This is a genomic window from Comamonas sp. FG99, from assembly GCF_057808605.1.
The window spans coordinates 23,998-41,146 of sequence record NZ_JBMDII010000033.1 but is presented as its reverse complement, the minus strand read 5'-3'; the positions used below and the strand labels follow the sequence as shown (position 1 = coordinate 41,146).

General features: G+C 65.8%; 15 protein-coding genes. 6 read left to right on the top strand and 9 right to left on the bottom strand.

Annotation, left to right across the window (positions count from 1 at the left end; genetic code table 11):
• Positions 1-35 precede the first annotated feature (35 nt).
• On the top strand, positions 36-893 hold the full coding sequence (locus ACODRX_RS19730) for a segregation and condensation protein A (protein ID WP_488873235.1): 858 nt from the start codon (positions 36-38) through the stop codon (positions 891-893).
• A gap of 14 nt (positions 894-907) precedes the next feature.
• On the opposite strand, the gene ACODRX_RS19725 is transcribed toward ACODRX_RS19730, so the two are convergent.
• Together ACODRX_RS19725 and ACODRX_RS19720 are read right to left on the bottom strand one after the other, a co-directional pair.
• Positions 908-2,662: an N-acyl-D-amino-acid deacylase family protein gene (locus tag ACODRX_RS19725; RefSeq protein WP_488873234.1), complete on the bottom strand. Its 1,755-nt coding sequence runs from the start codon at positions 2,660-2,662 to the stop codon at positions 908-910.
• A 19-nt stretch (positions 2,663-2,681) separates the two neighbouring features.
• On the bottom strand, positions 2,682-3,680 hold the full coding sequence (locus ACODRX_RS19720; RefSeq protein WP_488873233.1) for a Bug family tripartite tricarboxylate transporter substrate binding protein: 999 nt from the start codon (positions 3,678-3,680) through the stop codon (positions 2,682-2,684).
• Between the two features lie 149 nt (positions 3,681-3,829).
• Between ACODRX_RS19720 and ACODRX_RS19715 the strand changes: the two genes are divergently transcribed.
• The gene (locus tag ACODRX_RS19715) at positions 3,830-4,891 is read left to right on the top strand and encodes a LacI family DNA-binding transcriptional regulator (RefSeq protein ID WP_488873232.1); all 1,062 of its coding nucleotides are present in this window, start codon (positions 3,830-3,832) and stop codon (positions 4,889-4,891) included.
• Positions 4,892-4,993: 102 nt separating this feature from the next.
• Complete coding sequence (locus tag ACODRX_RS19710) at positions 4,994-5,968, top strand: CobW family GTP-binding protein (RefSeq protein ID WP_488873231.1); 975 nt, start codon at positions 4,994-4,996, stop codon at positions 5,966-5,968.
• Here the strand turns inward: ACODRX_RS19710 and ACODRX_RS19705 are convergent.
• From ACODRX_RS19705 to ACODRX_RS19675, 7 genes are all read right to left on the bottom strand, one after another.
• Positions 5,965-7,650 (bottom strand): amidohydrolase, encoded by a 1,686-nt coding sequence (locus ACODRX_RS19705; RefSeq protein WP_488873230.1) that lies wholly within the window; start codon positions 7,648-7,650, stop codon positions 5,965-5,967. The two genes, ACODRX_RS19710 and ACODRX_RS19705, sit on opposite strands and share 4 nt — an antisense overlap.
• A gap of 28 nt (positions 7,651-7,678) precedes the next feature.
• A complete protein-coding gene (locus tag ACODRX_RS19700) occupies positions 7,679-8,722 on the bottom strand; it encodes an ABC transporter ATP-binding protein (protein ID WP_488873229.1) in 1,044 nt (347 codons plus the stop codon).
• Entirely contained in the window at positions 8,719-9,741 is a 1,023-nt protein-coding gene (locus ACODRX_RS19695) for an ABC transporter ATP-binding protein (protein ID WP_488873254.1), read from the bottom strand. Before ACODRX_RS19695 ends, ACODRX_RS19700 begins: the two co-directional genes overlap by 4 nt.
• Positions 9,738-10,649 carry an ABC transporter permease gene (locus ACODRX_RS19690; RefSeq protein WP_488873228.1) on the bottom strand — a complete coding sequence of 304 codons (912 nt, stop codon included), beginning with the start codon at positions 10,647-10,649 and terminating at the stop codon, positions 9,738-9,740. The genes ACODRX_RS19695 and ACODRX_RS19690 overlap by 4 nt, the downstream gene beginning before the upstream one ends.
• Complete coding sequence (locus ACODRX_RS19685; RefSeq protein WP_488873227.1) at positions 10,646-11,611, bottom strand: ABC transporter permease; 966 nt, start codon at positions 11,609-11,611, stop codon at positions 10,646-10,648. The genes ACODRX_RS19690 and ACODRX_RS19685 overlap by 4 nt, the downstream gene beginning before the upstream one ends.
• 25 nt (positions 11,612-11,636) lie before the next feature.
• Complete coding sequence (locus ACODRX_RS19680; RefSeq protein WP_488873226.1) at positions 11,637-13,193, bottom strand: ABC transporter substrate-binding protein; 1,557 nt, start codon at positions 13,191-13,193, stop codon at positions 11,637-11,639.
• 266 nt (positions 13,194-13,459) lie between these two features.
• Positions 13,460-14,254: an IclR family transcriptional regulator domain-containing protein gene (locus tag ACODRX_RS19675; protein WP_488873225.1), complete on the bottom strand. Its 795-nt coding sequence runs from the start codon at positions 14,252-14,254 to the stop codon at positions 13,460-13,462.
• Positions 14,255-14,422: 168 nt separating this feature from the next.
• Between ACODRX_RS19675 and ACODRX_RS19670 the strand changes: the two genes are divergently transcribed.
• Genes ACODRX_RS19670 through pcaF form a run of 3 tightly spaced genes read left to right on the top strand, consistent with a single transcriptional unit; the run spans position 14,423 to position 17,055 of the window.
• Positions 14,423-15,118: a 3-oxoacid CoA-transferase subunit A gene (locus ACODRX_RS19670; RefSeq protein ID WP_488873224.1), complete on the top strand. Its 696-nt coding sequence runs from the start codon at positions 14,423-14,425 to the stop codon at positions 15,116-15,118.
• 17 nt (positions 15,119-15,135) lie between these two features.
• On the top strand, positions 15,136-15,792 hold the full coding sequence (locus ACODRX_RS19665) for a 3-oxoacid CoA-transferase subunit B (RefSeq protein WP_488873223.1): 657 nt from the start codon (positions 15,136-15,138) through the stop codon (positions 15,790-15,792).
• Positions 15,793-15,852: 60 nt separating this feature from the next.
• Positions 15,853-17,055 carry a 3-oxoadipyl-CoA thiolase gene (pcaF, locus tag ACODRX_RS19660; protein ID WP_488873222.1) on the top strand — a complete coding sequence of 401 codons (1,203 nt, stop codon included), beginning with the start codon at positions 15,853-15,855 and terminating at the stop codon, positions 17,053-17,055.
• Positions 17,056-17,149: the final 94 nt, after the last annotated feature.

Below are 17,149 nucleotides of genomic sequence, written 5' to 3'. Positions count from 1 at the left end.
CTGACTGGCACTTTCTTGAAAGCACGCCCCTGCCCATGCCCTCCGCAGCCGACACCGACGTGAGTGCGGCGGCGCTCGGCTGCGAGGGCGCGCCCATGCCCGAGGTGGTCGACCAGGTGGCGCTCGCGCGCCTGTACGGCGAGCCGCTGTTCGCGCTGCCGCAAGACCTGTACATTCCGCCGGATGCGCTGGAGGTCTTCCTCGAAGCCTTCGAGGGGCCGCTGGACCTGCTGCTGTACCTGATCCGCAAGCAGAACTTCAACATCCTCGACATCCCGATGCTCAGCGTCACGCGCCAGTACCTGGTGTACGTGGACGAGATCCGCAGCCGCAACCTGGAGCTGGCGGCCGAATACCTGCTGATGGCGGCGATGCTGATCGAGATCAAGTCGCGCATGCTGCTGCCGCCCAAGAAGCAGGAAGGCGGCGAAGAGGCCGAGGACCCGCGCGCCGAGCTGGTGCGGCGCCTGCTGGAATACGAGCAGATGAAGCTCGCCGCGCTGCAGCTGGGCAACCTGCCGCAGTACGGGCGCGATTTCGTCAAGGCGCAGGTGTTCATCGAACAGGCGCTGGCGCCGCGCTTTCCCGACGTGGCCATTGGCGACCTGCAGGAGGCCTGGCGCGACATCCTCAAGCGCGCCAAGCTGGTGCAGAACCACAAGATCACGCGCGAGGAGCTGTCGGTGCGCGAGTACATGAGCTCCATCCTCAAGCGGCTGCATGGCCGCCGCTTCGTGGAGTTCGAGGACATCTTCGACCCCAGCAAGGGCAGCACCGTGCTGGTGGTCACCTTCATCGCCCTGCTGGAGCTGGCCAAGGAAACGCTGATCGAGATCACCCAGGCCGAGGCCTTTGCGCCGATCTATGTGCGGCTGGCGTATACCCCGGCATAGGGCATGGAACCAGCTCAACTCGCCGGTTCGGATTGCGGCCCGCGCACCAAGCCGCCGGGCAAGGCTCCGGTGGGCTCGCCACCTTGCATGATGAGCTGGCCCGACTTCAGCGTGGCGATATAGCCTTCTGCGCGCTGGTTCAAGCGCCGCCCGCCAGCAGGCAAGTCGAAGGCCACATAGGGCGGTGGCAGGCGTAGATTCTCGAAGTCAATCAGGTTCACATCGGCCAGGTAGCCGGGCCGCAGTTGCCCACGGTCCCGCATGCCATAGATGCGTGCGGTTTCCATGGTCTGCTTCTTCACGATATGCTCCAGTGGCAGGCGGGGGCCGCGCCGGCGGTCCCGAACCCAGTGTGTGAGCAGATAGGTGGGCACACTCACATCGCAGATATAGCCGCAGTGTGCGCCGCCATCGGCCAGGCTCATCATGGTCTGCGGGTGCTGCAGCTGCGTGTACAGCTGGCTCAGGTCGTTGTAAGCGTAGTTGAAGCTGGGGAAGTAGATGATGCCCTTTCCGTGCTGCTCCATCAGCATGTCATAGGCGACCTCCAGCGGATTGCGCCCCTCGCGGCCGGCGATCGAAGCAATGCTCCGCTCCTGCTCAGGCTCATAGTCAGGCTCCGCCCCCAGCGCATACATTTTCTGAAAACTCTGTGTGAGATAGGCTAGGCGCGAATCAAACTCTGCCGACGCCATCAGGGCCTGCATGTCGGTAAGCTGCGCGCGCATCTGCGGATCGCGCAGGCGCTGCAGCTTCTCTTCCCACGGCAACGGCGCTATCTGCTTCCACAGATCGTGTGCCATGAATGGATGGATGGAGCCCTGCCAAGCCATCAGAATACCGGCCGGGCGCCCGCCTATGGCGCCATAGATGGGTACGCCGTCGCGGTGCGCCTGGTCCAGCTGAAGCAGCAGGCGGCGCCAGTTTTCCGCAGTCTGATCAGTCTGTACCAGTGCAAATGCCACGGGCAGCCGGCTCTCCTCGGCGATCTGGCGCAGCCACGGGAACTCCGTCTCCATCTGGTAGTGGTTGGACGTCATCTGGAACACCCCGTGCCCCACTTCCTTCATCGCACCGGCAATGCCCAGGATCTCATCCGGTGTGGCAAACGTACCGGGTGGAAATTTGCGCGTCTCGTACTTATGGATGAAGGTGCGCGAGGTGGAAAAGCCCAGGGCGCCCGCCTGCAGGCCCTGCCTGACCACCCGGATCATCTCGCGGATGTCGTTCGGCGTGGCCTCGTCGTGCGTGATGCCGCGCTCGCCCATCACATAGGTACGCAGGGCCGAATGCGGAATCTGCGCCCCCACGTCCAAGGCGCGCGGCATGCGCGCAAGCGTATCCAAGTACTCAGGAAAAGTCTCCCAATCCCAGCGGATGCCTTCTGACAGAACCGTGCCCGGAATATCTTCCACGCCCTCCATCACGCGAATCAGCCAGTCGCGCCGATCGGCCTTCACCGGCGCGAAACCCACGCCACAGTTGCCCATTACTACGCTGGTCACTCCATGGTTGGTGGAAGGGCTGAGGTAGGGATCCCAGGTGGCTTGGCCGTCAAAATGTGTGTGTACATCCACCCAGCCAGGTGCCACCAGCGCGCCATCGGCGTCAATTTCCTGTTTCGCAAGCCCAAGCTTGCCGCCCACGGCCGCGATCCTTCCGTCGCGTATTCCCACATCGCCGTGAAAGGCCGGCTGGCCCGTGCCATCCACGATTCGGCCGCCGCGAATTACCGTATCCAACATAGTGCTTGCACCTTTGATTGCCATGAAAGATAAGAGCTGCAGCCTATTCCAGATGGATGCCCGCAGTCTTGATGACTTCGCCCCACTTCGCGCTGTCGCTGGCCACGACGCGCGCAAACGCCGCCGCACCCGCGCCAGAGGCTTCATTGCCCTGCACTTCAATCAGCGAGAGCATTTCCCTGGAGCGCGACGCCTTGCTGAGCACCATGCTGACTTTCTCCACCAAGGCCGGCGACATCCGTCCCGGCCCGAAGACTCCCTGCCAACCCATGATGTTGATACCGTCGACGCCCTGCTCCTGGATCGTGGGCAGATCGGGTAGCACTGGGACACGCGTAGGCGTTGCCGCGCCTATGCCCTTGGCCTTACCGGCCTTGATGAGCCCTACTGCGCTGGCCGTGCCGTCGAAGTAGAGCTGCACCTCACCGGCCACCAGTGCGCGCGAAGCATCGGTCGCGCCTTTGTAGGGCACATGCAGCATCCGGGTGCCGGTGCGCATTTGCAAGAGCTCGGCATTCAGGTGAGAAGTGGAACCTGGCGAATAGCTGGCGTAGTTCAGCTTGCCCGGATTCGCCTTGGCATACGCGACAAGTTCCGCGAGATTGCTGAACGGAGCCTCGGGCGCTGCAATCAATACCGTGGCCGACTTCATCACCTGTGCCAGCGGTGTGAAATCCTTCACCGCGTCGTACGGCAGCTTGGCATAGAGATGCGGGTTCTGCGTATGCGTGATGACGATGGTGTAGAGCAACGTATGCCCGTCCGCCGCCGACCGCGCCACTTCCTGCGCTCCGATGATGGTGGAGGCGCCGGGCTTGTTCTCGATGATGACCGGGTGCCCCTTGAGCTCATCGCTCATCAGCTTGCCCAGCAGCCGCGCGGACACATCCGAGCCTGAGCCTGCAGGCAATGGCACCACGATGCGGATGGGCTTGCCGGGCTGCGGCCAGACCTCTTGCGCCCAGACGGACTCGTCGCCGTATAGGCCCAGCGCACACACGCCCAAGGCCAGGCAAGAGCGTCTTGAGAACTTTTGAACCATGCTTGTCTCCATTGGTTTTGACGGATGAACTGTCTTGATCCAGTTCAATGCAAGCGCTTGCATTGAATAATAAAGACATCCTCGCAGATATGATTCAGTAGTTACCATGAAGCCGCCGCCACATCCGTGGGCCACGCAGATCCGCGCCTATGAAAAAGATTGCCCCGTCGCAGCCTGCCAAGGCCGCCTCTCTTGCCGATGTAGCCGCCTTGGCAGGCGTCTCCACAGGCACCGTGTCACGTACCTTGAGCCGCCCGCAAATGATCAGCGAGGAGACCAAGGAGCGCGTCATGCAGGCAGTGCGCCAGTTGGGCTATGTTGTCAACGGCGCCGCGCGCACACTGGCGATGCGCCGCAGCAAGACCATAGGCGCGGTGATTTTGAAGCTGGGCAGCTCCAATTTCGCGCAGGTGGTCGAAGGCCTGGAGAGTGTGACTACGCAAAAGGGCTACACCCTGCTATTGTCCGCGCCGGTGCCCGACGGCACCACTGAGTTCTCGGCGCTGGCCGCCATGCTGGCGCGCGGCGTGGATGCCATTGCGCTGCTCGGATTCGAGGGTAGCCCAACCACGCAGGAAATCCTTGCACGCTACCCGATCCCCTTTGCGCATCTGTGGGGCAACCCCAAAGGCGGATGCCACTGCATCGGCCTTGATGAAACCTACAACGGCAGCATCGCTCTGAACCATGCGGCCGACCTGGGCCATTGGAACATCGGTCTCATCTGGGGCCATGTGCGCGGCCCGGCCCGGTTTCGCTCCCGCAGCCGCCTGCAGGGCGTGAGAAAGGCCGCACGGCAACGCGAGGTCAATATCATTGACGCGGCTTGCATCTTCACCGAGCACGGCTTCGAGCAGGGGTACATCGCGGCAGAGCGCATTCTCGATGCTCAAACCGGCATTTCGGCGTTGCTGTGCGCGAGCGACTACCTGGCTGTCGGCGCCATGCGCTGCCTGCTCCGGCGTGGGCTGCGCATTGGCCAGGACCTATCGGTGGTGAGCTTCAACGACAATGATTTTTCGGCCTACGTTACGCCGTCGCTCACCACCGTGCACCTGCCAATACGCGAGGTAGGCATGAAGGCTGGCCACTACCTACTCACCTCCCTGGGTGAAGACATGGGCGAGGACCGCTATGCACTGGAGGTACAGTTGCAGATCCGCGAGAGCAGTGGGCTCGCGGCCAAGGCAGCAGCTACAGGTAAAAAATAGCCACGGGCGCTGCACCCATTCGTACCTTGCCACTGGCACTTGCCGCCTGAAAAACCGCGCGAGAGAATGGCCTTGTCAGACCAGCCCTCCGGAGTCCAGAGCTTGCCCCACGCCTTCCCTGCCCAGCCCATTCCCCTGACCGTCATCGGCGGCTTTCTCGGCGCCGGCAAGACCTCGCTGCTCAACCACCTGCTGCGCACGCCCGCCATGCCGCGCTGCGCGGTGCTGGTGAACGATTTCGGCGCGATCAACATCGATGCCGGCCTGCTGGCCGAGGTGCAGGGCGACACGCTTGCGTTGACCAACGGCTGCGTGTGCTGCTCGATCGGCGACGACCTGTCGAATGCGCTGATCCAGGTACTGGCGGCCGAGCCGCCGTTCCAGAGCATCGTGATCGAGGCCAGCGGCATCTCGGACCCGTGGCGCATCGCCCAGATCGGCCTGGTCGATCCCGAGCTGCGGCTGGAGAGCGTGGTGGTGGTGGTGGACAGCGACAGCATCCTGCTGCAGGCCGCGGACCCGCTGCTGCGCGACGGCCTGCACCAGCAGCTGGCCCATGCCGACCTGCTGGTGCTCAACAAGGCCGATCTCGCCACGCCGGCGCAGATGGCCGCGGTGCTGGCCTGGTGCCAGGCGGCCTGCCCGCAGGCGGTGAGCGTGCAGGCCGTGCAGGGCGCGGTAGATCCGGCCTTGCTCGGATCGGGTTTCGGCCATGCAGGCCGCTGCAGCGGCGCCGCGGTGCCCGCGGATGCGGGGCGCTTCGCCAACCGGCCCCTGCAGCCGCCGCGCCAGCATGCGCAGGCCTTTGAAACCTGGTCCACCGCTACCGGGGCAATACCGGCGCTGCACAGCGAAACGCTGCGCGCCGGCCTGGCGCCGCTGGCCGGCCGGCTGCTGCGCCTCAAGGGCTGTGTGCAGACCCAGGAACACGGCTGGGCCGAGCTTCAGTTCGCGGGCCGGCGCGTCAACCTGCGCCGCCTCGCACAGGCGCCAGGCCCGGCCCTGCGGCATGTCGTGGCGATTGGCCTGGCCGGGCAACTGCCGCGCGAGCCGCTGGCCGAGCTGTTTTCCGCCTAACCCACCGGGTGCCGCATGCCCGCGGCCTCGAAGACCCGTCCCGACAGCATGGTGCCCCATACCCGTACATCCTTGAGCGCCATCGGCTGCACGGCCAGCGGGTCGTCCTCCAGGATGCACAGGTCGGCGCGCTTGCCGCATTCGAGGCTGCCGATTTCCGCGTCGAGCTTCAGCGTCCAGGCGGCGCCCAGGGTGATCGCATGCAGGGCCTGGGCCACCGGGATGCATTCGCTCTCGCCCAGCACCTGGCCCGACGCGGTGCGGCGGTTCACCGCGCACCAGGCGGTGAACAAGGGCCCCAGCGGCGTGACCGGCGCATCCGAGTGGATGGCCAGGGCCACGCCATGGGCCAGCGCGCTGGCGCAGCCATCCATGCGCGCGGCGCGGTCCGGCCCCATGGTCATCTGCGCGTGCTGGTCGCCCCAGTAATAGACATGGTTGGCAAACAGGTTGGCGCACAGGCCCAGCGCCGCCATGCGCTGGAACATGGCGCCGTCGATCATCTGCCCGTGCTGCAGCGTATGGCGATGGTCGGGGCGCGGCGCACGCGCCAGCACCCGTTCGATCGCGTCGATGGCCACCAGGCTGGCCTCGTCGCCATTGGTGTGCACATGGATGGTCAATCCTGCCCGGTGGTAGGTCTCGAAGTCGGCCTCGAACTGCGCGGGCGAGGTAACCCAGATGCCGTTGGGCGCGCCGTTGAAATAGCCCGGCCAGCGCAGCCGCGCCGAAAAGCCCTGGATGGAGCCGTCCAGCATCATCTTGACCACGCCGAAGCGCAGCTTGTCCATGCCGCCGTGCCGCTGCCGCAGCTGCGCGATGCGCGCCACGCCGTCCTGCGCGCCCCAGGTGCCGTGGAAGGCCTTGAAGGCCGGCACCACGCGCACGTTGTAGTCGTCGCGCTCGCAGGCCTCAAGCAGCACCTGCATGTCATGGTCGGCCAGCTGGTTGACGAGATCGGTCGCCGTGGTCACGCCGCGCATGCAGGCGATGGCGCCGAAGCCGCGCATGCCGTCGTCATCCATCGGCGCGAGCAGCCCCGAGCCCGAGGGCCCCAGGCGCCGCGCCACCGGAAACATGGCCGCCGGCTCCTGCAGTTCGCCCGTGGGCTCGCCATCGGCAAACTTGACCACGCCCTCGATATCCGTGTCGCGGCTGATGCCCGCCATGGCCATCATGCGCGAATTCACATTCATCAGGTGGCCGTTGGAATGGCAGACCACCAGCGGGCGGGTGCGGCTGGCGCGGTCCAGGTGCAGAACGCTCATGCGCTCCTGGCCGAAGTAGATCGGATCGAACCCCCAGACCACCAGCGGCGCATCCGCCGGCCTGCCCGCCGCATCCCACTCGTCGGCAATCGACTTCATGCGCTCGACCACCGCATCCATGGATTGCAGGCCCTGCCAGAGGCGGCCGTCGGGCCCCAGCCGGTCGAACCAGCCCACGTAGGGAAAGACCCACATGCCGCCTTCCTTGAGGTGGCAATGTCCTTCGACCAGGCCCGGCATGAGCACCTTGTCCGCGAAACGGGTATCGAGCCTGGATTCGCCCCAGGCCTGCATGCGCGCGAGATCGCCCACGGCCAGGATGCGGCCGTCGCGCACCGCCAGGTGGGTGGCCTGGGGCTGACGGGGGTTCATGGTGATGATTTTCTTGGCCACATAGACCGTGGTGTCAGACATGCTTGCGATTCCTCCAAAAATATCGCCTTCAGGCGGCCTGCAGCACCGGCTGCGCCACGCCGCCCTGCGTTTGCACGCGGTGGCAGCGCACCCAGTGGCCGGGCTCGACCTCGCGCAACTCAGGCATGGATTGCGAGCACTCCGGCAGCGCCACCGGGCAGCGCTGGGCAAAGCGGCAGCCGGGCGGCGGCGAGATCGGGCTGGGCGGGTCGCCCACCAGCTTGATGCGGCTGGCCGCGCGCGCCCGGCCTCCGCCCACCGTGGGCACCGCCGACATCAGCGCCACGCTGTAGGGATGCAGGGGGCGCGTGAAAAATGGCGCGCGCGCAGCCTGCTCGACGATCTGCCCCAGGTACATCACCGAGATGTCGTCGCACAGGTGCTCCACCACCGCCATGTCGTGCGAGATGAACAGATAGGTCAGGCCCAGCTCCTGCTGCAGGCGCGACAGCAGGTTGAGCGTCTGCGCGCGGATCGCCACATCCAGCGCCGAGACCGGCTCGTCGCAGACCACGAGCTGAGGCTTGGTCGCCAGCGCACGCGCGATGTTGATGCGCTGGCGTTGGCCGCCCGAGAACTGGTGCGGGAACAGCTGCTTTTGCTCGGGGCGCAGGCCCACCTGCAGGAACAGCTCGTCCACCCGGTCTTCGCGCTCGGCCTTGCTGCCGATGCGCATCAGCTCCAGCGGGCTACGCACCGCATCTCCCGCGCGCTGGCGCGGGTTGAGCGCACTGAACGGGTCCTGGAAGACGATCTGGGCATGGCGCCGCGCCTGGCGCAGCGGCTCGCCCTGCAGCGCCGTCATGTCCACGCCGCCCAGCTGCACCCGGCCCGAGGTCACCGGCGTCAGGCGCAGCACGCCCAGCGCGGTCGTGGTCTTGCCCGATCCGGACTCGCCCACGATGGCCATGGTGCGGCCGCGCCCCACGTCGAAGCTCACGCCGTCGACCGCGCGCACCAGCTCGGGCGACCTGCCCCAGCCGCCTTTGCCGACCGGGAAATGGATCTTCAGCTCGCGCACCGAGACCAGCGGCTGGCCGCGGTGCAGCCCGGAAATGGAAGCGGTATTCATGCCGGCACCTCCTCCAGCGCCTGGGCCTCGACGGCCGGGTACAGCCAGCAGGCCACGCCGTGGCCCTGCGCGCGCCTGGCCATCGGCGGCACCTGGCTGCGGCAGCGCTCCGTGGCATGGGAGCAGCGCTGGTGGAAGGCACAGTTGCTGCCCAGCTCCCAGATGGAGGGCACCATGCCGGGAATCTCGGGCAGCACGGCGCGCTCGCCGCTGGCGCTGCTGCCCAGCTCGGGCAGGCAGGCGATCAGGCCTTGCGTATAGGGGTGCAGCGGCTGCTGCAGCACCTGGCGGACCGAGCCCTCCTCGATCACCCGGCCGGCATACATCACCATCACCCGGTCGGCCATCTCGGCCACCGCGCCCATGTCGTGGGTGATCATCACGATGGCGGTGCCGCGGTCCTGCTGCAGCTGGCGCAGCAGGTCGAAGATCTGCGCCTGCACCGTCACGTCGAGCGCGGTCGTGGGCTCGTCGGCAATCAGCACCTCGGGCTCGCAGGCCAGGGCCATGGCGATCATCACGCGCTGGCGCATGCCGCCCGACAGCTGGTGCGGGTAGTCGTCGACGCGGCGCTCGGGCGCCGGAATGCCCACCTGGCGCAGCATGGCGATGGTACGCTCGCGCACCTGCCGGGCATCGAGGTCGGTGTGCAGCTGCAGCGCCTCGCCGATCTGCTGGCCCACGGTGTAGACCGGGTTGAGCGAGGTCATGGGCTCCTGGAAGATCATGGAGATGCGGTTGCCGCGGATCTCGCGCATGCGCGCCGGGCTGGCCTGCAGCAGGTCCTCGGCGCCGTACAGCACGCGGCCCGACGCGATCTTGCCCGGCGGCGTGGGTATCAGGCGCAGCAGCGCCAGCGCAGTCATGCTCTTGCCGCAGCCCGATTCGCCCACCACGCACAGCGTCTCGCGCGGGCGCACCTGGAAGCTCACGCCGTTGAGCACCGAGGCCACGCCGCGCCGGGTCTTGAATTCCACGCGCAGGTCTTCCACGCGCAACAAAGCTTGTTCAGTCATCAGCGCTCCCGCAGCTTGGGGTTGAAGGCATCGTTGAGCCCATCGCCGATCAGGCTGATCGCCAGCACCACGACGAAGATGGCCAGGCCCGGGAAGGTCACCGCCCACCAGCTCGTGAGCACATAGGCCCGGCTGGAGCCGATCATCAGGCCCCAGCTCATCTGGTTGGGATCGCTCAGCCCCAGGAAGGACAGGCCGGCCTCGAACAGGATGGCGGTGCCGATGGCCAGCGTGGCCGACACGATCAGCGGCGGCAGCGCATTGGGCAGGATCACCTGCCAGATGATGCGGCCGTTGCCGGCGCCGATGGCGCGCTCGGCGCGCACATAGTCGATGTTGCGCAGGCGCAGGAACTCCGCCCGCGTCAGCCGCGCGGTGGCCGTCCAGCTGACGATGCCGATGGCGATCGTCACGGTCACCAGCGTGGGCGAGAACAGGCTGGTGACCACCATGGCGAACAGCAGGGCCGGCAGCACCTGGAAGAACTCGGTGATGCGCGACAGCAGGCTGCTGAGCCAGGTGCCTTCATAGAAGCCGGCCAGCGCGCCGAGGGCCACGCCGATGGTGACCGACAGCAGCGCGGCCACCGCGCCCACCAAAAGCGTGACCCGCCCGCCGAAGAGCAGCATGTTCAGCACATCCCGGCCCAGGTAGTCGGTGCCCAGCCACACGTCGGGCTCGGTGAACGGCGGCGTCATGGGCGCCGCGGCGATCTCGAACGGGTCCGCCGGGTACACGTAGGGCATCAGCACCGAGGCGATCACCACCGCCAGCAGCACCAGCAGCCCAATGACGGCGGACTTGTTGCGCACGAACATGCGTGCGGCCTCCAGCCAGGGGTTCTCGACCTGGATCGCGGCCGGCGCGCAGCGCGCACCGGCTTTCACGGCTTGGGGGTTTGCAGCGCTCATGATGTCTTGATGCGTGGGTCCACCAGGCGGTAGACCATGTCGGTGAGCAGGTTCATCGCCACCACCAGGATGGACGAGAACAGCAGGATGCCCAGGATGGTGGGGTAGTCGCGCCGCAGCACCGAGTCGAACGCCAGGCGCCCGAGGCCCGGCCAGTTGAAGACCGTCTCCACCAGCACCGCGCCGGCCAGCACGTTGCCGAACTGCAGGCCCAGCACGGTGATCACGGGCAGCACCGCATTGCGCAGCGCGTGCTTGTAGAGGATGTTGCGCTCCGACACACCCTTGGCGCGGGCGGTGCGCACATAGTCCGAGCCCAGCACATCCACCATCGATGCGCGCGAGAGCCGGCTGTACTGGGCCATGTAGACGAAGGCCAGGGTCACCGAGGGCAGGATGGTGTGCAGCAGCACATCGGGCAGCGCGGCCCAGCCGGTGGCCGTCGATGCGGAATCGCTCATGTCGCCCACCGGCAGGATCGGCCATACCGAGGCAAACAGGATGATCAGCATCATCCCGGTCCAGAACACCGGCGCGGAAAAGCCGGCAATGGAAAACACCGTGGTGAACTGGGACAGCCAGCCGTTGGGGTTGCGCGACGCTCTCACCCCCAGCCAGGTGCCGATGGCGAAGGCCAGCAGCACCGACACCACGACCAGCAGCAAGGTGGGCGCCAGCCGCTCCAGGATCAGCGAGGACACCGGCATGTTGAAGTAGTAGGAATACCCCAGGTCGCCCCGCGCCACCTTGGCCAGGTAGCCGCCCAGCTGCACCACCAGGGGCTTGTCCAGGCCGTACTGGGCGCGCAGCTGGGTCTTGAGCTCATCGCTCATGCCGCCGCTTTCTCCGGCGATGGTTTCCACCGGATCGCCCGGCGCCGCATGGATCAACACGAAGTTGAGCACGACGACGGCCAGCACCAGCACCACTGCGTTGAGGATCTTGGGAATCAGGCTTTTCATGTGGGATCCGGCTCGCGCGCCCGCGCTACTTCAGGTACACCTCGTCCAGCGGGCTCACCGGCCCCCAGATGGTCGTCGGCACATTGCCCACATTGCCCTGGGTGAGCGTGTAGTACGGCACCAGGTCGAGAAAGCGGATCGGCACCTCGTCCGTCACGATCTTCTGGAACTCGGCATACAAGGCCTTGCGCTTGGCCAGGTCCATCTCCTGCCCGGCCTGCTCCAGCAATGCGTCCACCTTGGGGTTGCTGTAGTTCTGCGTGTTGGTCCACACGGCCGGCTTGATGTTGGAGCTGAGGTAGGTACGGTGCACGCCAATGACCGGATCGCCCCAGTTGAAGACCGTATCGATGCTCATGTCATAGTCGCGCTCGGCCATGCGCTTGGCCCAGCTCGGAAAATCGGCCGAGGTGCGCACCTCGATGGCGATATTGAGCTTGCGCAGCTGCGCGGCAATATATTCGGCCAGGGTCTTGGTGTTTCCCGAGCCGGGGATGAAGTCCATGACGAGCTTCATGCGCGGCTTGTCGCCTTCCACCTTGTAGCCCGCCTCGTCCAGCAGCGCGGCGGCCTTTTTCAGGTCCACCGGATAGGTCACCAGGTCCTTGGTGGCAAAAGGGCTGGATGGCACGATGGGGCCGTTGGCCGATACCGACAGGCCGGCATTCAGCGCCTTGTTGATGAAATTCATGTCGACCGCATACGCGATTGCCTTGCGCACCCGCACGTCCGAGAACTCCTTTTTCTTCAGATTGAACGCCAGCCAGTCCATCGAGCCCACGCCTTCGTAGCCCTTGGAGGTCATCGCGATCTTCTTGTTGGACTGCATGCGGCGCAGATCCACGGTGCGGCTGAAGAAGGGCATCATCTGGATCGAGCCGCGCTCGAAGGCCAGGGCGGTGGCCGTGGTATCCGGCGATACGTCGATCACGATCTTGTCGAGATAGGGCTTGCCTTTCAGGAAATACTTGTCGAAGCGCTCCAGCACCACGCGCCGCCCCGGCTCGAAATCGACGAATTTGAACGGCCCCGAACCCACCACATCCTTGCCATTGCGCGGATGGGTCTTCAAATCCTTGCCATCGCCATAAATATGCTTTGGCAAAATAGGCGCCAATGCTGGAGACATGGCCAGGATAATAGCCGGATGCGGCTTATTCATGCGAATGATTGCCGTATATTTATCCGGCGTCTCCACTTTCTCCACCGGCGCCATCATGCTTTCAAAAGGATGATTCTGCTTGATGGCCATCAGAGAAAATGCCACGTCTTCCGAGGTAATGGGTTTTCCATCATGGAAAACCGCATCCTTTCTCAAATGCAGGGTCAGGCTCTTGCCGTCTGGCGCCAGCTCCCACGCTTCGGCCAGATAAGGCTGGGGATTCCAGTGCTCGTCAAAGCGCAGCGGGCTTGCGAACAGCTGGGTCGCGGGAATCTGGGTGGCCACGCCCGATTGCACGGCGCTGTTGAGGTGGCGCGGCGTCTGCGGGAAAGCCATCACCAGGGTGCCGCCCTTCTTGGGGCTCTCCTGGGCCCAGCCGGACTGCGCCGCAATACCCATGGCCACGGCCAAGGAAGCCATGCCGGCTCGAAAGAAAATTCGCATTTCTCGCCCCAATACGCTGTGAAAACCGTGTTCATGGTAGGGAGGCAAGTTCGCATGGCATGGGTCCAGATGAAAACATTCTTTGGAGCCAGCCAGCAAAACAGGTGATATTACCTAAGGGTATTTACCTAAATAATTGCACTTGTTGAACAACATTATTTCAAATCGAGAACCGCAATATATTCATTCCATTTGATTTGCTGCAGCAGCCATATTCATGCCGCGCCTTCAGGCGAGCCCAGTCAGCGCCGCGGCTGCATCGCCACCAGCCGCGACACCTCGCCGGCGGCATCCAGCAGGTGCGGCAGCATCTGCTCGCGCATGATATCGGGCGTGGTGCGGTTGGCCTGGCCGCTGATGTTGAGCGCGGCCACCGTCTCGCCGCGCGCGTTGCGCAGCGGCGCGGCGATCGAGATCAGGCCCTCTTCCAGCTCCTGGTTCAGCAGGCACCAGCCCTGGCGGCGCACCAGGGCGATCTCGTGCAGCAGTGCCGCGTCGTCCTGCAAGGTGTAGCGGGTGAACTGCTCGCGGGTGCGCTCGGCCAGCACCTGCGCCAACTGCGGCGGCGGCAGGCCCGCGAGCAGCACGCGGCCCAGCGAGGTCCAGCAGGCCGGCAGGCGCGAGCCTATGCCCAGGTTGGTACTCATGATCTTGTGCGTGTGCAGGCGCATCACGTAGACCACGTCCTGCCCGTCGAGCACCGCGATCGAGCAGGATTCGTGCACCCGCTCCACCAGCGCGTCCATCACCGGCTGCGCCAGGTTCCACACCGGCGTCGATGACAGGTAGGCAAAGCCCAGGTCGAGGATCTTTGGCGTCAGCTCGAAGTACTTGCCATCGCTCTTCACATAGCCCAGCGTCTGCAGCGTGAGCAGGATGCGCCGCGCGCCGGCGCGCGTCATGCCGGTGGCGGTGGCCACCTCGGTCAGCGTCTGGCTCGGCGCCCGGTCGCTGAAGCTGCGTATCACCTCCAGCCCGCGGGCAAAGGACTGGACATAGCTGTCTCCGGGGCGCAATGCTTGGTTTTTTTCGGACATGTGGGTGGCCTGTCTCCCGTCGCTCCAAGGCGTGTCATTGGATAAGCCTGGCTCCCAGGCGACAGGAAAAGTGTTGACAGCCAGGATTATGGGGCTTGATAATAATTCTATTAACGAACTTTTGTTCTAAATACGAACAAAATTTTTTCTATCCAGGAGACACTCCCCATGATCAACAAAATCGCCGATTCCGTTGCCGAGGCCCTGAGCGGCATCCAGGACGGCTCCACCGTGCTGATCGGCGGCTTCGGCACGTCGGGCAACCCCAACGAGCTCATCGACGGGCTGATCGCCCAGGGCGCGCGCGAGCTCACCATCGTCAACAACAACGCGGGCAACGGCGATACGGGCCTGGCCGCGCTGCTCAAGAGCGGCCAGGTGCGCAAGATCATCTGCAGCTTCCCGCGCCAGGTCGACAGCTGGGTGTTCGACGAGCTGTACCGCGCCGGCAAGATCGAGCTGGAGCTGGTGGCCCAGGGCAACCTGGCCGAGCGCATGCGCGCCGCGGGCGCCGGCATCGGCGCCTTCTTCTGCCCCACGGCCTATGGCACGCAGCTGGCCGAGGGCAAGGAAACGCGCGAGATCAACGGCCGCCAGTACGTGCTCGAATACCCCATCTATGGCGACGTGGCGCTGATCAAGGCCGAGAAGGGCGACCGCTGGGGCAACCTCAACTACCGCATGGCGGCGCGCAACTTCGGCCCGGTGATGGCCACCGCCGCCAAGCGCACCATCGCCACGGTGCACGAGATCGTGGAGCTGGGCCAGCTCGACGCCGAGGCCGTGGTCACCCCCGGCATCTATGTGAACAAGATCGTGAAGATCGAGCGCACCGCCACGCAGGCCGGCGGCTTCAAGAAATAAAGTCAGGAGACAGCATCGTGACCAGCTATCAAAAACGCAGCAAGCAAGAACTGGCCCAGCGCGTGGCGCAGGACATTTTCGACGGCGCCTACGTGAACCTGGGCATCGGCATGCCCACCCAGGTGGCCAACTACATTCCGCAGGGCCGCGAGGTCATCCTGCAAAGCGAGAACGGCATTCTCGGCATGGGCCCGGCCCCGGCGCCCGGCCAGGAGGACTACGACCTGATCAACGCCGGCAAGCAGCCGGTGACGCTGCTGCCCGGCGGCTGCTACTTCCACCATGCCGACAGCTTCGCGATGATGCGCGGCGGCCATCTCGACATCTCGGTGCTCGGCGCCTTCCAGGTATCGACCACCGGCGACCTGGCCAACTGGAGCACCGGCGAGCCCGGCGCCATCCCCGCCGTGGGCGGCGCGATGGACCTGGCGGTGGGCGCCAAGCAGACCTGGGTGATGATGGACCTGCTGACCAAGACCGGCGAATGCAAGGTGGTTCAGGCCTGCAGCTACCCGCTCACCGGACTGGCCTGCGTCAAGCGCATCTACACCGACCTGTGCTCGCTGGAATGCACGCCGCAGGGCCTGCGCCTGATCGACACCGTGGCCGGCCTCTCGCATGCCGAGCTGGAGAAGCTGATCGGCCTGCCGATCCAGCCCGCGGCCCAGCAGTAACCCCCTGCCCGGCGCCTGCCGGGCGCCGCCGTTTTTTTCGCCATCACCCTAGGAGACACCATGACCCAAGCTTTCATCTGCGACGCCGTGCGCACCCCCTTCGGCCGCTACGGCGGCGCCCTGGCCGGCGTGCGCACCGATGACCTCGGCGCCGTGCCCATCAAGGCGCTGATCGAGCGCAACCCCAACGTGGACTGGAGCGCCGTGGCCGACGTGCTCTACGGCTGTGCCAACCAGGCCGGCGAGGACAACCGCAACGTGGCGCGCATGTCGTCGCTGCTGGCCGGCCTGCCGATCGACGTGCCCGGCGCCACCATCAACCGCCTGTGCGGCTCGGGCCTGGACGCCGTGGGCTCCGCCGCGCGCGCCATCAAGGCCGGCGAGGTCCGTTTGATGATCGCCGGCGGCGTGGAAAGCATGAGCCGCGCCCCCTTCGTCATGCCCAAGGCGGAAAGCGCCTTCAGCCGCAGCAATGCGGTGTACGACACCACCATCGGCTGGCGCTTCGTCAACAAGCTGATGAAGCAGCAGTACGGCGTGGACTCGATGCCCGAGACGGCCGAGAACGTGGCCGACGATTTCAAGATCGAGCGCGCAGCCCAGGACCGCATGGCGCTGGCTTCGCAGCAGAAGGCCGCCGCCGCGATCGCCGCCGGCTACCTGGCCAAGGAGATCGTGCCCGTGTCCATCGCCCAGAAGAAGGGCGAGCCCATCGTCGTGAGCCAGGACGAGCACCCGCGCGCCACCACCCTCGAGGCGCTGGCCAAGCTCAAGGGCGTGGTGCGGCCTGACGGCAGCGTCACCGCCGGCAACGCCAGCGGCGTGAACGACGGCGCCTGCGCGCTGCTGCTGGCCAATGAAGAGGCCGCCAAGCAGTACGGCCTCACGCCGCGCGCCCGCGTGGTCGGCATGGCCACCGCCGGCGTGGCGCCGCGCATCATGGGCTTCGGCCCCGCGCCCGCGGTGCGCAAGGTGCTGGAGCTGACCGGCCTGTCGCTCGCCCAGATGGACGTGATCGAGCTCAACGAAGCCTTCGCCGCCCAGGGCCTGGCGGTGCTGCGCGACCTCGGCATCGCCGACGACGACAAGCGCGTCAACCAGTGGGGCGGCGCGATCGCGCTCGGCCACCCGCTGGGCGCATCGGGTGCGCGCCTGGCCACCACCGCGGTGAACCAGCTGCACACGCTGGGCGGCCGCTATGCGCTGTGCACCATGTGCATCGGCGTGGGCCAGGGCATCGCCGTGATCCTCGAGAAGGTCTGACCGGAAGGCGCAGCTCCCCTGCAGGGCGACAGGCGGCAGCCTTGCCGCCTGCGCCCATTGCTCATTTCCGTGCATTTACCTGCATTTGCATGCA